The 15,819-nt window shown below is 62.6% G+C and carries 16 protein-coding genes; 3 read left to right on the forward strand and 13 right to left on the reverse strand.

The window, feature by feature from the left end:
- Positions 1–261 precede the first annotated feature (261 nt).
- Positions 262–1,200 carry an ABC transporter substrate-binding protein gene (locus tag ACZ5WT_RS01920; protein WP_464285703.1) on the forward strand — a complete coding sequence of 313 codons (939 nt, stop codon included), beginning with the start codon at positions 262–264 and terminating at the stop codon, positions 1,198–1,200.
- 144 nt (positions 1,201–1,344) lie between these two features.
- On the opposite strand, the gene ACZ5WT_RS01925 is transcribed toward ACZ5WT_RS01920, so the two are convergent.
- From ACZ5WT_RS01925 to ACZ5WT_RS01945, 5 genes are all read right to left on the reverse strand, one after another.
- Entirely contained in the window at positions 1,345–2,133 is a 789-nt protein-coding gene (locus ACZ5WT_RS01925; RefSeq protein WP_464285704.1) for a molybdopterin-dependent oxidoreductase, read from the reverse strand.
- Complete coding sequence (locus ACZ5WT_RS01930; protein ID WP_464285705.1) at positions 2,130–2,969, reverse strand: cytochrome b/b6 domain-containing protein; 840 nt, start codon at positions 2,967–2,969, stop codon at positions 2,130–2,132. Before ACZ5WT_RS01930 ends, ACZ5WT_RS01925 begins: the two co-directional genes overlap by 4 nt.
- A 145-nt stretch (positions 2,970–3,114) precedes the next feature.
- Entirely contained in the window at positions 3,115–3,762 is a 648-nt protein-coding gene (locus ACZ5WT_RS01935; protein WP_464285706.1) for a ThuA domain-containing protein, read from the reverse strand.
- A gap of 62 nt (positions 3,763–3,824) precedes the next feature.
- Positions 3,825–4,445 (reverse strand): class I SAM-dependent methyltransferase, encoded by a 621-nt coding sequence (locus ACZ5WT_RS01940; RefSeq protein ID WP_464285707.1) that lies wholly within the window; start codon positions 4,443–4,445, stop codon positions 3,825–3,827.
- Positions 4,445–4,906 (reverse strand): GtrA family protein, encoded by a 462-nt coding sequence (locus ACZ5WT_RS01945; protein ID WP_464285708.1) that lies wholly within the window; start codon positions 4,904–4,906, stop codon positions 4,445–4,447. The genes ACZ5WT_RS01940 and ACZ5WT_RS01945 overlap by 1 nt, the downstream gene beginning before the upstream one ends.
- A 295-nt stretch (positions 4,907–5,201) precedes the next feature.
- Here ACZ5WT_RS01945 and ACZ5WT_RS01950 point away from each other — a divergent pair, with 295 nt between their 5' ends.
- Positions 5,202–6,806: a bifunctional metallophosphatase/5'-nucleotidase gene (locus ACZ5WT_RS01950; RefSeq protein ID WP_464285709.1), complete on the forward strand. Its 1,605-nt coding sequence runs from the start codon at positions 5,202–5,204 to the stop codon at positions 6,804–6,806.
- A 68-nt stretch (positions 6,807–6,874) separates the two neighbouring features.
- On the opposite strand, the gene ACZ5WT_RS01955 is transcribed toward ACZ5WT_RS01950, so the two are convergent.
- The 8 genes from ACZ5WT_RS01955 to ACZ5WT_RS01990 form a co-directional block, all read right to left on the reverse strand.
- The gene (locus ACZ5WT_RS01955) at positions 6,875–7,126 is read right to left on the reverse strand and encodes a GlsB/YeaQ/YmgE family stress response membrane protein (RefSeq protein WP_464285710.1); all 252 of its coding nucleotides are present in this window, start codon (positions 7,124–7,126) and stop codon (positions 6,875–6,877) included.
- 85 nt (positions 7,127–7,211) lie between these two features.
- On the reverse strand, positions 7,212–7,463 hold the full coding sequence (locus tag ACZ5WT_RS01960; protein ID WP_464285711.1) for a GlsB/YeaQ/YmgE family stress response membrane protein: 252 nt from the start codon (positions 7,461–7,463) through the stop codon (positions 7,212–7,214).
- A 326-nt stretch (positions 7,464–7,789) separates the two neighbouring features.
- Positions 7,790–8,833, reverse strand: coding sequence for a Gfo/Idh/MocA family protein (locus ACZ5WT_RS01965; RefSeq protein ID WP_464285712.1), 1,044 nt, complete (start codon positions 8,831–8,833; stop codon positions 7,790–7,792).
- A gap of 99 nt (positions 8,834–8,932) precedes the next feature.
- Positions 8,933–9,721: a ThuA domain-containing protein gene (locus tag ACZ5WT_RS01970; protein ID WP_464285713.1), complete on the reverse strand. Its 789-nt coding sequence runs from the start codon at positions 9,719–9,721 to the stop codon at positions 8,933–8,935.
- 182 nt (positions 9,722–9,903) lie between these two features.
- Entirely contained in the window at positions 9,904–10,911 is a 1,008-nt protein-coding gene (locus tag ACZ5WT_RS01975; protein ID WP_464285714.1) for an ABC transporter ATP-binding protein, read from the reverse strand.
- Between the two features lie 12 nt (positions 10,912–10,923).
- Positions 10,924–11,769, reverse strand: coding sequence for a carbohydrate ABC transporter permease (locus ACZ5WT_RS01980; RefSeq protein ID WP_464285715.1), 846 nt, complete (start codon positions 11,767–11,769; stop codon positions 10,924–10,926).
- The gene (locus ACZ5WT_RS01985; RefSeq protein WP_464285716.1) at positions 11,769–12,749 is read right to left on the reverse strand and encodes a carbohydrate ABC transporter permease; all 981 of its coding nucleotides are present in this window, start codon (positions 12,747–12,749) and stop codon (positions 11,769–11,771) included. The genes ACZ5WT_RS01980 and ACZ5WT_RS01985 overlap by 1 nt, the downstream gene beginning before the upstream one ends.
- Before the next feature lie 91 nt (positions 12,750–12,840).
- A complete protein-coding gene (locus tag ACZ5WT_RS01990; RefSeq protein WP_464287138.1) occupies positions 12,841–14,076 on the reverse strand; it encodes an ABC transporter substrate-binding protein in 1,236 nt (411 codons plus the stop codon).
- 529 nt (positions 14,077–14,605) lie between these two features.
- Between ACZ5WT_RS01990 and ACZ5WT_RS01995 the strand changes: the two genes are divergently transcribed.
- Positions 14,606–15,619, forward strand: a complete 1,014-nt coding sequence (locus ACZ5WT_RS01995) for a substrate-binding domain-containing protein (RefSeq protein ID WP_464285717.1) — start codon at positions 14,606–14,608, stop codon at positions 15,617–15,619.
- Positions 15,620–15,819 lie beyond the last annotated feature (200 nt).

The following is a 15,819-nucleotide window of genomic DNA, read 5'->3' on the forward strand; positions in this document are numbered from 1 at the left end:
CGGACGAAACGTGTTTCCGGGCTGACTTCGCCGCTCACCGCAGGGGATAAGAAGAGAAGTCCGTCACCAATATTGGGCGCCAGCGGATCCATCGAAGGTCCATGCGCCGGGTGACGATGAGGCTCATATGGCCCAAGGCACCTGAAAAAGCAAGGATATTCACCCTCGCGCCGCGCATGCCCCCCAAGCGACCCACGCGCGCCAGCCACTCAGGGCATGGTTTCCCGCCACGCCGAAATGGCCTTGTGCTATGACCTGATCATGCTCAGAATACTCCTCGCCGCCCTCCTTCTCACCACGCCTGCCTTCGCCGCCGAATGGCGCTATACCGATGGTGCCGGCAAGACCGTGACCCTGCCCGAGCCGCCGGCGCGGATCATCGCGCACAGCACCGTCGCCGCGGCGCTTATCCCCTATGGCATCCGCCCCATCGGCATTCTGCGCGATGGCCCGCCCTCGCTCGATCGCACCCTTGAAGGCCTTGATCTCACTGACATTCCCGTCGTGTCGCGCGGCTGGTTCGAGATCGATGCCGAGGCCGTGCTGGCGCTCGACCCCGACATTATCCTCACTGAATATTCGACCATCGAGGGCATCTATCAGGGCGGCACCAATGAGGGCGCCGTGGCCGCGCGGCTGGAAAGCATCGCCCCCACAGTCGGCATTGCCCGCACCAATTCGATCACCAGCATGCTTGAAGAATATCGCGACTTTGCTGCAAGCCTGGGTGCAGCGACCGACACCCCTGCTTTGGCTGCCGACCGCGCCCGTTTCGAGGCTGCGGTCACCGGCCTTGAGACTGTTACGGCCGCCAAGCCGGACCTCACGGTGATGGCGATTTCGCCTTCAAATACAGGCCTTTCGATCGCCGTGCCCGCCTATTTCGGCGAGCTCAGCGACTTCGCCCGCTGGGGCGTGCACTTCGTGTCGCCGGACGTCACGCCGGGCACCAGTTATGCAAGCATCAGCTGGGAGAATGCTGGCAGTTTTCTTGCAGATATCTTGCTGCTGGACGACCGCTGGGAAACCTCGTCCCTTGAGATCGTCGCCGACCACCCGATGGGCAAGCGCCTCCCCGCCGTGATCGCCAACCAGGTCGGCGACTGGCCCGCCGAATGGATCCGCTCCTACGCCGTCTATGCCGACCAGATCGAAGCCCTCACAGCGCTGATTGAGCGGAGTGTGAAGCTCATAAAGTAGGCCACGGTAAGCTTCCAAAACACTGTGTCATCCCGGCCTTGAGCCGGGATCCATCTTGAGATCTCAGGATGGGCCCCGGCTCAAGGCCGGGGTGACATCGTGGATGGGGAGAGGGCAACCTACGCAAACCACGAGGGCGTGCCCCTAGATCCCGCCATACCAGTCATAGCCATTGTCTGGCCAATAGCCGCCCTGGCCCTTGCCGAAGGGCGAGAGGTCGTCGACCAGCTCGATCGTGTGGAGGAATTTGGGCTGCTTGTAGCCCAGGGCCCGCTCGATACGCAGGCGGATCGGGGCGCCATTGCTCACCGGCAGCACCTGGTCGTTGAGGCCGTAGCTGAGGATTGTCTGGGGGTGGTAGGCGTCCACCAGGTCCGAACTCTCGTAATAGAGGATGTCTCCCGACAGCGTGCGCTGGATATTGTCGAAGCAGTGGTAGACGCAGAACCGCGCCTGCGGCTTCACCCCGGCCATATCGAGGATCGGCCCGAGCTGGGTGCCGGTCCACTTGGCGATGCAGCTCCAGCCCTCGACGCAATCGTGCCTTGTGATCTGGCTGCGCGCAGGCATGTTGCGCAATTCGGCGAGCGAGAATTCCAGCGGGCGCTCCACCATGCCCGTCACCTTGAGCTTGTAGTCGGCGAAGTCGCGCATGCGCAGGAACAGGTATTCCGGCGTTGTCGGATCGTTGGAGCCATTGGGCTTCATGCCCTGGCGGATTTCGCTCGACGAATATTCCCGCGCCAGCGTCTGCTCGCCGATCAGCGCCCGCTGCGCGCGATAGGTCAGCACATTGGCCTGCTCCATGAAATTGCGGGCCGGGTGGTCGCGCTGGCCAAGGAAATCGAACTGGTCGCATCCGGCAAGGATCAGCCCAGAGCCGGCAATTGCCGAGCTGCGCAGGAAGCTACGGCGCGTGATCAGCCGGGTCATGGCTTGTCTCCCTCGGCGCTGGGCGTACCGGGACTGGCGCGATACCAGCCGGTGATCATCGAGCGCAATTCGTTGAGAGGCCCGGCGGCCAGTACCATGACGATGTGGATGATGAAGAACGTCACCAGCAGCACCATGACCGTGAAGTGGATGGTCCGTGCCGTCTGCCGCCCGCCAAACAGGTCGAGCATCCAGGGCGCCAGCGAATTCATGCCCGGGCTCATGGTGAGCCCCGTGGCGATGATCAGCGGAAACAGGATGAAGAAGACCGTGAAATAGCTCAGCTTCTGCAGCGGGCCATAGCTGCGGCGGTGCTTGAAGCGCAGCGTGGCGTGATCGACCACGTCGCCCGGCAGGCCCCTGAGATCCTTGGCGCCGGGCACGATATCGCGCCGCAAATGCCCGTTGATGAAGCTGGCCACGAACCACACGAGCATGGTGGCGACGAGGATCCAGCCGAAGAAGAAATGCACCACCCGGCCAGTGCCGAGATCGCGATAGGACGGAATGGTCAGGGCGCCGGGAAAGCCGGTATAGCTGGGCTGCTGGACCGAGCCGCTGACGCCCAGCACGCCTGTCGTATCGAACCGGTTGCCCAGGATGACGGTCTGCCCGCGCGGCCCCTGGGGCGTATCGATGGCGCCGATGCTCAGCACCGAATTGTTGTACTGGAAGCCCGATTCCTGCCCGATATAGAGCGCGGGATGGGCATTGAAGATCTGCAGCCCCGACAGCAGCATGAAGAACAGGCAAATCGCCCAGACCCAATGGGTCACCCGCGTCCACGCCGATTGGCGATAGATCAGTGGCCCCTTCTTTTCGCTCGCATCACTCATCTGCCCCTCCGCTGTCCACTCCATCAGATACGGAGGCGCATGGCGACAAGTTTCCAATCAAGACTTGGCGACGAGAGTGCGGGGCCGCGTCGCCACAAGGGGAGGGAGACGAAAAACCCTCGGGTCAAGCCCGAGGGTACAGCCCCTACTCGTCGCGGGCGGCCCAGTTCATGCCGCGGCGCATGATGGTGGCCATTTCGCGCACGTCGAATTCCTTGGCCTGATGGCCGAGCGTGGAGTGGAACACGCGGCCCTTGCCATGCTGGCGCTTCCACACCACCGGCATTTTCACGCCCTCGATCCACGGCGCGTGTTCGCCCGTGAAGGTGGTCGTCGCCAGCACTTTGTTGGAGGGGTCGACATGCATGTAATATTGCTCGGACGTGTAGGGGAACGACTTGATCCCCGCCATGATCGGGTCGAGCGGATCGGTGACGTCGACCGTGTAGTCGATGATGTTGCCCGGATGGGCCACCCACTGCCCGCCCACCATGAACTGGTAGTCCACCGCCTCGCGGAACGCGTCGCTCATGCCGCCATGATGGCCGGCCAGCCCGACGCCGCCCTCGACCGCCTTGACCAGGTTCTCGACCTCGGCCTTCTCGATCTTGCTCATGGTGAAGATGGGGATGATCAGCGACAGATCATGGATCGCCGGGTCGGCGAAAGCGCTGGTCTCGGTCGCGGTGCGCACCGAGAAACCATCCTCGTGCAGCCACCGGCGATAGATGGCGGCGCATTCTTCCGGATCATGTCCGGACCAGCCACCATAGACGATCAAAGCGCTTTTCATGCCGAAACTCCGCAAATCAAACGGCGCGGAGGATACCTGACTGGTTCAGTATTGAAAGCCCGTTACGACCGGACAAGCAATGCAACGAAATGCAGGCGCCGTTCGAAGGCCCAGCTGAGAGGCGCCGCATAGAGCCCCAGACGCTCCTGCCAGCTGGCTTTGACAAGGCCTGCTGCCGCGATTGCCGCGTCCCACTGGGCACTGTCGAGATAGTTATAGGGCAGCCGCACATCGTGGCCGCGATTGCCCACCCAATCCATGGCGCGCAGGGTCGGACCCGCGAGGAACCCCTCGCGCAGGTGATCCTTGACCACCACGCCCAGCCGCGCCACGCGGGCGGCCTCCGCCAGCACGGCGGCGGGGTCGTCGGTGTGGTGCAGCACGTCGATTATCGTCACATAATCAAAGCTCTGATCGGCAAACGGCAGCACCGCGCCGTCATAGAGCGTCACTGGAATATGGGTCACCGGACGCAGCAGAACGTCGACGCCCTCGACCGCCAGATCGGGCCGCAGCTTCATCAGTTCGCTGGCAATCTGGCCATCGCCGCATCCAAGATCGAGCACGCTTCCCGCCCCCGGAATGGCCCCGGCCAGCGCCTGCGCCAGCACGCGGACACGGCGTCCGAACACGACAGTATTATGCACCTGATTGAGCAGGGTCTTGGCGGGCGCAGCGATCATCAGGCCAAACTTGCTTCCCATTGCGTGCGGGCGAAAGCCCAGCTGCGCAGCACGATGAAATTGACGCCCGAGGTCAGCCCGATCACCACGACCGAGGCCCAGAGCGGGGGCATGGCGAACACGCCATGCACGACGAAGGAGAACAGCGCCGCCAGCAGCAGCGCCATGGCCTGCACCGCCATGTAGCGCGGCAGCGCCTGCATGTGGGGGGCATCGGAATCGAAGGAATAGCGCCGGTGCAGCAGATAGACTGGCACGATCAGCCCGCCATAGCAGGCGGTATTGATCACCCAGTCGGCAATGCCGGTGTGCAGCCAGAGCAGCAGGGTCGAGAGCACGACATAGGTCAGCGCGGCCGCCACCCCGATGCCGGCGAAAGCCACGACACCGCTGAACACAGGCGTTGTCGGCGCCGGCCGGGGCACATCGCGGATCATCAGGCTTTCAAGGGCTGCACTCATCGTCGATGGAATATCCAGGCGTCCGGGCGATGTCTGCCCACCAATAGGATTTACGCGGACGCGCTTGCCATCGGGTTTATCGCAGCGACTGCGCCACAGTGTTTCGCCGGCATGGTTGACGAATTCTGAAGCCCTTTTGAGGCAGCCGGCCAGAATTGACCAGAAGGTCCACTTTTCTCTGTCGCAAAAGACTGGTTAACTCATCCCCAGCCGTGGCTTGGGATGGGAACGGCTCACCCCGATAGTGCTGGCCACGGAGTCTGGACTGCCGAAAAGCAAACAAAAGGACACAGGGATGAAAAAGCTACTCCTCGGCGCGACAGCGCTGACCTTCTGCGCCGGTATTTCGACTGCGGCCTATGCCGATTTCACGCTCAACATCCTGCACATCAACGACTTCCATTCCCGCTTCGATCCGATCACCAGCTCGGATTCCAACTGCGACCCCGAAACCGATGCCAAGGGCGAGTGCTTTGGCGGCATCGCGCGCCTCAAGACCATCATCGACGATACCCGCGCCAAATATGACGGCGCCAATTCGCTGCTGCTCTCGGCCGGCGACAACTTCCAGGGCTCGCTCTACTACACCACCTACAAATCCAAGGTGGTCTCGGACTTCTTCAACCAAATGGGCTTTGACGTTGTTGCCACCGGCAACCACGAATTCGACGACGGCCCCGAAGAGTTCATGAAATTCATCGACGCCGCCGAATTCCCCATTATCGGCGGCAATTTCGACGTCACCCGCGACCCCAGCCTTGCCGGCAAGATCAAGGGTTCCATCGTCATCGACGTGGGCGGGGAAAAGATCGGCATCATCGGTGCAACCGCCGAGGACACGCCGGAAATCGCCTCGACCGAAGACATCGAATTCTACGATGTCATCCAGTATGTGCGCGGCGCTTCCGAAGCGCTGGACGCCGCCGGCGTCAACAAAATCATCCTCTTGAGCCATATCGGCTACACGGTCGACATGGGTGTCGCCGCTGCCCTGCCGCTGGTCGACGTGATTGTCGGCGGGCACAGCCATACGCTGCTGTCCAACACGGCCGAAGGTGCGGCCGGCCCCTACCCCACCATGGTCAAGAACCCCGATGGCATCGAGGTTCCGGTGGTGCAGGCCAACCAGTATGGCAAGTATCTCGGCGATATCGCCATCACCTGGGATGACAATGGCGTCGTCACCAAGGCGGTCGGCGAGCCCTTCCTGATCGATGCCTCGGTCAAGGCCGACGAGGGCTTCAAGACCGAGCTGGCCGCCCTGCTCGGGCCGATCGAGGAACTGACCAGTCAGGTCATCGGCAGCACTACCGAAAAGCTCGAGGGTGCCCGCGAGGTTTGCCGCGCAATGGAATGCTCGATGGGCAACCTGCTCGCCGATGCCATTCTCGACCGCGTGGCCAGCCAGGGCGCCACCATCGCCTTCCAGAATGGCGGCGGCATCCGCGCCTCGATCGACGCCGGTGAAATCACCGTCGGCGACGTGCTGACCGTGCTGCCCTTCTCCAACACGCTGGCCACCGTGCAGATCAGCGGTGCCGACGTGATCGAAGCCTTGGAAAATGGCGTCAGCGACGTAGAGAACGGTGCCGGGCGCTTTGCCCAGGTTGCCGGCCTCAAATACTCGTTCGATCTCAAGCAGCCCGCCGGCAGCCGCGTCAGCGACGTGCTGGTCAAGGGTGAGGGCGACGCCTGGGTGCCGATCGACGAGGACGCCACCTACACCATCGTCACCAACAACTATGTGCGTGGCGGCGGCGATGGCTATGGCACCTTTGCCGAAGGCGAAAACCCCTATGACTTCGGCCCGCCGCTGGAGCAGGTCGTGGCCGAATACATCGCCAAGCTGGGCGGCGAATACACGCCCTATACCGATGGCCGCATCACCGAGATCAAGTAGATCCCGGCCCGCAAATGCGAAAGGGGCACCCACCGGGTGCCCCTTTTGCTTGTTCTGTTCGCTGGATCCTATGCGCGCCTGGCGACCATGCCCCAGACCAGCAGGATGATCACCGCGCCGACGATCGAGCCGATGAACCCTGCGCCTTCCCCGGCCTGATACCAGCCGATGGCCTGGCCGAGCCAGGTGGCCACCACTGCGCCGACGATGCCCAGCACCGCGGTCAGGATGAAGCCGCTGGGCCCGCGATCACCGGGGACCAGAAACCGGGCAATCAGCCCGGCGACCAAACCAATCAGGATACTCCAGATAATGCCCATTTGACGCTCCATCCGTTGGGACTCGATCAATTCCCGGCGGACGGGTTTGGTTGCGTCGGCGTGAAAAGATAAGCGGGCCCTGTGCTTAGGTGCGTCGCGCCAGCTGGCCCCAGGCCAGCAAGATGATCACCGCGCCAACGATCGAGGCGATAAAGCCGGCCCCGTCGCCCGGCGCATACCAGCCGATGGCCTGCCCCAGCCAGGTGGCCACCACCGCGCCGACAATGCCCAGCACCGTGGTCAGGATAAACCCGCTCGGCTTGTTGTTGCCGGGGGTAACCCACTTGGCGATGACGCCCGCCAGGAACCCGATGAAAATGGCCCAGATGATACTCATGTCGACGCTCCGATTTCAGTCACCCTGATAAGTCGGAAAGCCCCGATCCGGTTGCAAGGGGCCAGCACATGCGGGCCAGCCGCTCCACCCTTGATTCCTCCCCGCAAGGGGAGCGAGACGACTGAGCAATGGCTCCCACCGGCGCTGCCCACGGACCTGATCCGTGGGCCATCATCAGCCGCTCGGGTGGCGAAGGGCCCGCGGATCAAGTCCGCGGGCAGCAGCGGTGGGGTGGGCGCGGAATGGGGGTTCAACACACTCCGCATTCGCTAGGAACCGCCCAACAAAAAAGGCCCGCATCGCTGCGGGCCCTTGCATCAGATCGCTTACACGCTGTGCTCGGTGCGGTCGCGGTCGGTGACGGTGGCAAGGTCCAGCACCTTCTGGATGTTGGTGGCGTGGCGGAAGCTCGGCTCCTGGTTCTTGCCGGCGCGCACCGCATCAACAAAACGCATGTAGTTGGTCGGCACGGCCTCGACCGCCACATCGGTCCAGGTGCCGGTTTCGATATCGGCGCCCAGGCAGGTCAGAAGCTTGGAGCTGTCATGGCGATGCTGGACCTCGATGGATCCCTTCTCGCCATAGACGCGCAGGCGCAGCTCGTTGAAATGGCCGGTGGCCCAGCGCGTGGCATGGATGACGCCCAGCGCGCCATTTTCCAGCTGCGCGGTCATGGCGAAGCTGTCATTGGCGTCGAGGTCATATTCCCCGATCCGGTTGTTTTCGGCCTTGTCGAAGGTTTCGAGGCGGCAGAACACCTTGCTGAAATCGCTGCCAGCGCCGAAAGCGGCAAAGTCGAGGATATGCACGCCGATATCGCCAAGCACGCCATTTGAGCCGTGCTTCTTGCTGAGGCGCCACAGCCACTGGCTCTCGGTGCGCCAGTCGCCCCAGGCCTTGCTGACCAGCCAGCTCTGCAGGTAGCTCGCCTCGAAGTGCTTGACCTTGCCCACCTGCCCGGCCTGCACCAGCTCGCGCATCTTCTGCAGCTGGCTGACATTGCGGTAGGTGAGGTTGACCATGTTGACCAGGCCCTGCGCCTCGGCCAGTTCGGTCATCTCCATGGCCTTGGCATGGTCGGTGGCCAGCGGCTTTTCGCAGAAGACGTGCTTGCCGGCGCGAAGTGCGGCCATGGTAGTCGGATGATGCACGCTGTCGGGGGTCACGTTGGCCACCGCATCGAACTGGCCCCAGGCCAGGGCCGCGTCGAGCGAGCCAAAACCACGCTCAATGCCATGGGTGGCGCAAAACGCCTCGACGCGCGCCGGATCGACATCGACGCCACCCGCCAGGGTGACGCCCTCGATGGCAGCAAAGTGCTTGGCATGCTGGTTAGCCATGCCACCGGTACCCAGAATGAGCAGCCGCATATTCGTTTTTCCTATGTCGGGCCCGCGAGCCCCGATGTTTCAATATTGTCGATGCAAGGGGCGGATGCCGTGATCGCCGGGATCACGGCATCGGGTGAATTACTTCTTCACTTCGCCTGCATGGTCGGCGGAATTGAGCTTGCCGCCGCGCTCCTCTATCTTCTCGATGGCTTCGCCCACCGGGGTGTTCGGCGCCTTCATCAGATGGGCGTGGCGATCGCCGTTATGCGCCCAGTTGACGGCATTGCGCAGCACCTGGCCCACATTGGCGTCGTGATAGGTCGGATAGGTTTCGTGGCCGGGGCGGAAATAGAAGATGTTGCCGGCGCCGCGGCGATAGGTCAGCCCGCTGCGGAACACTTCGCCGCCCTGGAACCAGCTGACAAACACCGTTTCCAGCGGCTCGGGCACGCTGAAGGGCTCGCCATACATCTCTTCATATTCGAGCTCGAAATAGGGCGGCAGACCCTTGGCAATCGGGTGACCCGGATTGACCACCCACAGGCGCTCGCGCTCACCGGCTTCGCGCCAGTGCAGGTTAGCGGGCGAGCCCATCAGGCCCTTGAAGACCTTCGAATGGTGGCCCGAATGCAGCACGATCAGGCCCATGCCCTGCCACACATGCTCCATGACGCGCTTGACGACGGCATCGTCGACCTTGTCATGGGCGGCATGGCCCCACCACACCAGCACGTCGGTATTGGCCAGCGCTTCCTCGGTGCAGCCATGCTCGGGCTCCTGCAGCGTCGTGGTCTTCACCGAAATATTGCTGTCCTGCCGGAGCAAGGCAGCGATCTGGTTGTGCATGCCGTTGGGATAGTTGTCGGCCACGATCTTGTTTTTCTGCTCGTGGACGTTTTCGCCCCACACCAGGGTACGGATCGGCATTGGTAGTCTCCTGTTGGTCTCTCCGGCGGGGAGGCGCCGGGTCTTTGCTGTTTTCGGCGTCATTCCCGCGGATGCGGGAATCTCCCTCGGCTGAGCATGAAGGGGGATTCCCGCATCCGCGGGAATGACGCGTGTGGTTGATGGGGGCGGCGGCCATGCAGGCCGCCACCCGTGTTGGATGGTTAGAGGACGGGCTTGCCCGACCCGTCGAAGCGGTGGATCTTGTCGCTCATCGGCGAGATGTGGACCGTGTCGCCGCTCTTGTAGGTATTGGCGCCTTCGAGGCGCACCACCACCGGCTCCTCGGTGCCCATTTCCAGATAGACATAGCTGTCGGCGCCCAGGTTTTCGGTGTGGATCACCGTGCCGCTCCACACGCCATTGTCGGGCACGATGGTGATGTGCTCGCCACGGATGCCCACCGTATGGGCGTCATACTGCTTGGCGCGGTCGCCGCTGATGAAGTTCATCTTGGGCGAGCCGATAAACCCGGCCACGAACACCGAATTGGGCTTTTCGTAGAGCTCCATGGGCGTGCCCACCTGCTCGACCAGCCCGTCGCGCAGCACGCAGATGCGGTCGGCCAGCGTCATGGCCTCAACCTGGTCGTGGGTCACATAGATCATGGTCACATGGTCCATGCTCTCATGCAGCTTGGCGATTTCGATGCGGGTCGCCACGCGCAGCGCGGCATCGAGGTTGCTCAGCGGCTCGTCGAACAGGAAGACCTTGGGGTCGCGCGTGATGGCGCGGCCGATGGCGACGCGCTGGCGCTGCCCACCCGACAGCTGCTTGGGCAGCCGGTCGAGATACTGGCGGATCTGCAGCATGTCGGCGGCCTTTTCGACGCGCCGGCGGATCTCGTCCTTGTCGTGGCCCTTTTCGAGCGTCAGCCCGAAAGCCATGTTGTCGTAGACCGTCATATGCGGATAGAGCGCGTAGCTCTGGAACACCATGGCGATGCCGCGCTTAGACGGTGCCAGGGCGTTGACCACCTTGCCATCGAACAGCATCTCACCCGAGGTGATGTCTTCGAGGCCCGAGATCAGCCGCAACAGGGTGGACTTGCCGCAGCCCGATGGGCCGACGAACACCATGAACTCGCCCTTGCGGACTTCGAGGTCGACCCCCTTGATGACTTCGACCGCGCCGAAGGCCTTGCGAATGTTGCGAAGCTCAATGCTTGCCATTGTCTTTACTCCCTAGCCCTTCACGCCACCGGCAGTCAGGCCGGACACAATCTTACGTTGGAAAATCAGCACCAGGATCACCAGCGGCACCGTCACGATGACCGAGGCCGCCATGATGTTCCCCCACGGGATTTCATATTGCGTGCTGCCCGAAAGCAGCGCGATGGCCACCGGCACGGTGCGGGTGTCGTTGTTAGCGGTGAAGGTCAGCGCGAACAGGAACTCGTTCCAGGCGCCGATGAAGGCCAGAAGGCCCGTGGTCACCAGCGCCGGCCACATCAGCGGCATGAACACGCGGGTGATGATGATCCAGGGCGTTGCGCCATCGACGATGGCCGCCTCCTCGATCTCCACCGGCAGGTCGCGCATGAAGGTGGTCAGCACCCAGACGGTGAAGGGCAGCGTGAAGATCGTGTAGGAGAAGATCAGCGCCCAGGGCGTGTTGTAGATGCCCAGGAACCGGATCACTTCGAACAGGCCCGCCAACACGGCCATCTGCGGGAACATCGAGACCCCGAGAATGGTCATCAGCAACAGCCCACGCCCGCGGAAGCGCACGCGGCTGAGCGCGAACGAGGCGGTGACCGCCAGGAACAGCGCCAGGATCACTGTCACCGAGGCGACGAAGATCGAGTTGAGCAGGTTACGCGGGAAGCTGCCGGTCGAGAGCACCTTGATATAGTTGTCGAGGCTGAACGAGGTGGGCCAGTAGTTGATGCGGAACAAGTCCGTGCCCGATTTGAAGCTGGTCAGGATCGCGTAATAGAACGGGAACACGCTCACCACGACGATGAACACCACCAGGGCATAGAACAGCACCCACTTGGTGAACTTCCAGAGATCGAATGTCGCGGTCATTACCGGTCTCCCCCGTCAAACCGCACCTGGCCGAGCCAGATGTAGAGGATGGTCAGCACGGCGATGATCATGAACAGCATGGTCGACATGGCCGAGCCGTAGGCGAACTTGTCGAAATCGAAGAGGTTTTCGCGCGCCATGACGCTCATGGTCTTGGTGGCCGAGCTATTGGGCGTCAGCACGTAGATCAGGTCGAAAATGCGCAGCGCGTCGAGCAGGCGGAAGATGATCGCAACCATCAGCGCCGGGCGCACCAGGGGCAGCGTGATCTTGAAGAACTGCTTGACCGGATGCACGCCGTCGATGTCGGCGGCTTCATAGATGTCCTTGGGCACCATCTGCAGGCCGGCCAGGATCAGCAGCGCCATGAAGGGCGTGGTCTTCCAGATGTCCACCACCAGCACCGCCTGCATGGCGGTTTCCGGCGTGGCGGTCCAGGCGACTTTCTGGCTGAGCAGGCCCAGGCGCATGCCCAGGTCGTTGAGAATGCCGAACTGGTCGTTCAGCATCCAGCTCCACATGCGGGCCGACACGATGGTCGGGATGGCCCACGGAATGAGAATGGCGGCGCGCACGATGCCGCGTCCGGGGAAATTGGCATTGAGCACCAGGGCGACCACCATGCCGAGCACGGCCTCGAAGGTCACCGAGACGAAGGCGAAGCGCACGGTGTTCCACACCGCGTTCCACCAGGCCGGATCAACCAGCAGCCCGCGCCAGCGGATGGCGCCGCTTTCCAGCGTCGTCCAGCGCAGATAATTGCCGAAACCAATCCACTGGGCGCCTTCCAGGTTGCTCAGCGAAGCATCGGTGAAGGAGAAGTAGATAGAGCGCAAAAGTGGCCAACCGGCCACCACGGCCAATGCGATCAGCATCGGCACCAGGAACCACCGCGCCGCGCGCACGCGCTGCTGCATGAGTTCCGATTTGATCTTGGGCCCGGTCACCGCGGCCGGGGGAGCCAGAATATCGGTCGCCATCAGGTCCTCCTCCTGTTTGGGTTAGTCTGGTGCAAGGCGGGCGGCCAGGAATGTCCCGGCCGTCCGCCTTGTCTGAGAGCGCTGGGAGGACTTACCAGCCGCTGCCCTTGAGTTCGGTCAGGTCAGCTTCGAGGCCTTCGAGGTTCTCGGCAGCCGAACCATTACCCGACAGGGTGCTGTGGACGGCGCTCCAGAACAGCGAGGACACTTCGTTGTACTTGACCTTGGTCGGTGCCGACGGGCGCGGCACTGCGTTCTGGAAGATCGGCTTCCAGGCCGGGATGATCGGCTGTGCCTTGGCAATGTCGGCGTCGTCATAGAGCGCTTCGATCGTGGGCAGGTTGGACTGGTTGATCGCGCGTTCCTTCTGCACTTCGGCCGAGCTCAGGAATAGAGCGAGCTGGATGGCGGCTTCCGGATCGGGCGAGTACTTGGAAACGGCGACGTTCCAGCCACCCAGCGTTGCGGCCGAGCGGGCATCAGGGCCGTCACCAGCGGGGAGCGGTGCCACGTCGAACTTGCCGGCAATCGGGGAGTCCGAGCCGTTGCCGAGCGAGTAGGCATAAGGCCAGTTGCGGTGGAACACGGCATTGCCAAGCTGCCAGACGCCACGGCTTTCTTCTTCCATATAGGCCAGGTTGCCTTCTGGAGAGATGGTGCCGATCCAGCTGGCAGCCATGTCGATGGCCTTGGCTGCCTGCTCGTTGTTGATCGAGATGGTGCCATCGGCTTCCACGATCTGGCCGCCGCCGAACGACTTCACCCATTCCAGGGCGTCGCAAGTCAGGCCTTCATAGGCGTTGCCCTGGAACACGAAGCCCCACATTTCAGGGTTACCGGCAGCGCGCTCGGCATCCATGATTTCCTTGGCGGTGGCCGTCATTTCGGCCCAGGTGGTCGGCACGGGCTTGCTGTACTTTTCCAGCAGGTCCTTGCGGTAATAGAGCGCCGGAGCGTCGGTGAAGGCCGGCAGCGCGACAAGCTTGCCGTTCACCGTCTGGGATTCGATGATCGAGGGGAAGTGGCTGCCCACGACATCCTTGGCGGCCTCGGTGAGGTCGAGGAACTGATCAGCGAGCTGCGGGGCCCAGATCACGTCGGTCTGGTACACGTCGATGTCGGTATTGCCGGCTGCCAGCCACAGCTTGTACTGGCCGAACTGGTCAGTGGTCGAGGAAGGCATTGGCACCACGGTCACCTTGTGACCGGTATCGGCTTCGAATTTGTCGAGCTGGCTGCGCAGGAACGCCAGACCGTTGCCCGTGTCACCCGACACGACCGACAGTTCTGCCGCCTGGGCAGCACCGGCTACCAGCGTGACGCTCATCATGAGACCGACGAGCAGCTTGTTGATTTTCATTAGATTTCCTCCCGAATGAACCAACTGTCAGGAAGGCGCACGTGTCGGGCCTGCGCTCCCTGCGCATGCCCCGATCAGTAGCTCCTCCCCAAAAGCACTTCGTTTCAGCGGCTGTTCCGCCGACATTCCAAAGCGCTTTGAATGAAAAGGAACCAGAGCAGGCAATTTCTGTCAAGCGACTCCTGTTGGCAATTTTAACGATTTCTCCGCAAACCAAAGGAAAATACTGTAATTACAGATAGTTAAACTCAAAGGCCTGCTGAAAAAGTAAATGCCGCTGTCATAAATATTGACGTACGCACCTCAGAAAACCGACTGCAAATACGGGGCTTGCATCAAAATTTGAAATCGCTTTGAATGAACTTTGGAGGAGGATGCAGGAACCGCTGTTCAAGGCGGCCTGTGTGCCCTAAGGCAAGCATGACCGCGGATCCGCACGCATGAGCGCGTTACGAACCAGCCGAGGTCATGTGGTGTGCGGGGCCAGTATACAGCCATGAGACTGAAGGATCTGGCCGAGCATCTCGGCCTGTCGCAAACCACTGTCAGTCGCGCCCTCAATGGCTATCCAGAGGTCAATGAGGCCACGCGCCTGCGGGTTGCCGAAACCGCCAAGCGGCTTGGCTATCGCCCCAATGCCAGTGCCTTGCGCCTGGCCACCGGCCGCTCGGGCGCGGTGGGCCTGGTGCTGCGCGGCGCCGACGAGCTGGGCCCGCATATGAGCGAGTTCCTGGCCGGAATGGGCGGGCGCATTGGCACCGAGGAAGTCGATATCCTCGTCACCACCGTCGACAATTACCAGGACGAAATCGCCGCTTACAAGCGCATCGCCGCCAGCCAGAAGGTTGACGCCATCGTGCTCCATTCGCCCACCCTGCGCGACGAGCGCGCAGAAATGCTGATGGATCTGGGCATTCCCTTCGTGCTGCACGGCCGCACCAATATCGGCAAGCCCGTCGCCTGGCTCGATATCGACAATACCGGCGCCGTGGAGCGCGCCACCAGCCACCTGCTCGATCTCGGCCACGAGCGCATTGCCCTGCTCAACGGGCTCAAGGGCCGTACTTTTTCCGAGCATCGTGAAATCGGCTATCTCGCAGCCCTGTCGGCACGCGGCGTGCCCTTCGATCCTGCACTGATGGGCAATTCGGCCTTCACTGACGAAGTGGGCTTCCGCCTCGCGCAGTCCATGCTCGAACTGCGCCCCCGCCCCACCGCCTTCCTCGCTGGCTCGATGATGACCGCGCTGGGCGTGTTCCGCGCCATCCGCCAGGCCGGGCTGGTTCTGGGCAAGGACGTCTCGATGATCGCCCATGACGACGTCTTCCCCTATCTCAACGCCGACAACATGTACCCCACCATGTCCACCACCCGCTCCTCGATCCGCCAGGCCGGCATGCGCATCGCCGAACTGATCCTGCAGATCCGCAGCGGCAAGCCGGTGGAACAGGTGCACGAACTTTGGCCCGTCGAACTCGTCCTCCGCCAAAGCTCGGGGGCCGCGCCGTAGGCGTCGCTACTGCTCACCTCGCTACCCCACCCATCGCCGCTGCCCGCGGACTTGATCCGTGGGCGTTGCTGGTGAGGATCATGACGCGCCGCTCCCCCGGCTCCCGCCCCAATTTTGACCATCTGGACGAAACTGTCACAAACGGGCACTGTCACAAGCGCAACTGGGAGGGTGCGTCTTGGAGGGGACTGCGGGTAATC

The sequence above is a fragment of the Devosia sp. T2-14 genome (genome assembly GCF_055397495.1).

Excerpts from the sequence above, each read along its gene's own strand:
- ACZ5WT_RS01930 (WP_464285705.1), bottom strand. The coding sequence starts at position 2,969 with ATGAGTGATGCGAGCGAAAAGAAGGGGCCACTGATCTATCGCCAATCG.
- ACZ5WT_RS01945 (WP_464285708.1), bottom strand. The coding sequence starts at position 4,906 with ATGAGTGCAGCCCTTGAAAGCCTGATGATCCGCGATGTGCCCCGGCCG.
- ACZ5WT_RS01920 (WP_464285703.1), top strand. The coding sequence starts at position 262 with ATGCTCAGAATACTCCTCGCCGCCCTCCTTCTCACCACGCCTGCCTTC.
- ACZ5WT_RS01970 (WP_464285713.1), bottom strand. The coding sequence starts at position 9,721 with ATGCCGATCCGTACCCTGGTGTGGGGCGAAAACGTCCACGAGCAGAAA.
- ACZ5WT_RS01950 (WP_464285709.1), top strand. The coding sequence starts at position 5,202 with ATGAAAAAGCTACTCCTCGGCGCGACAGCGCTGACCTTCTGCGCCGGT.
- ACZ5WT_RS01940 (WP_464285707.1), bottom strand. The coding sequence starts at position 4,445 with ATGATCGCTGCGCCCGCCAAGACCCTGCTCAATCAGGTGCATAATACT.
- ACZ5WT_RS01985 (WP_464285716.1), bottom strand. The coding sequence starts at position 12,749 with ATGGCGACCGATATTCTGGCTCCCCCGGCCGCGGTGACCGGGCCCAAG.
- ACZ5WT_RS01960 (WP_464285711.1), bottom strand. The coding sequence starts at position 7,463 with ATGAGTATCATCTGGGCCATTTTCATCGGGTTCCTGGCGGGCGTCATC.
- ACZ5WT_RS01995 (WP_464285717.1), top strand. The coding sequence starts at position 14,606 with ATGAGACTGAAGGATCTGGCCGAGCATCTCGGCCTGTCGCAAACCACT.
- ACZ5WT_RS01935 (WP_464285706.1), bottom strand. The coding sequence starts at position 3,762 with ATGAAAAGCGCTTTGATCGTCTATGGTGGCTGGTCCGGACATGATCCG.
- ACZ5WT_RS01990 (WP_464287138.1), bottom strand. The coding sequence starts at position 14,076 with ATGAGCGTCACGCTGGTAGCCGGTGCTGCCCAGGCGGCAGAACTGTCG.
- ACZ5WT_RS01955 (WP_464285710.1), bottom strand. The coding sequence starts at position 7,126 with ATGGGCATTATCTGGAGTATCCTGATTGGTTTGGTCGCCGGGCTGATT.
- ACZ5WT_RS01965 (WP_464285712.1), bottom strand. The coding sequence starts at position 8,833 with ATGCGGCTGCTCATTCTGGGTACCGGTGGCATGGCTAACCAGCATGCC.
- ACZ5WT_RS01980 (WP_464285715.1), bottom strand. The coding sequence starts at position 11,769 with ATGACCGCGACATTCGATCTCTGGAAGTTCACCAAGTGGGTGCTGTTC.
- ACZ5WT_RS01975 (WP_464285714.1), bottom strand. The coding sequence starts at position 10,911 with ATGGCAAGCATTGAGCTTCGCAACATTCGCAAGGCCTTCGGCGCGGTC.
- ACZ5WT_RS01925 (WP_464285704.1), bottom strand. The coding sequence starts at position 2,133 with ATGACCCGGCTGATCACGCGCCGTAGCTTCCTGCGCAGCTCGGCAATT.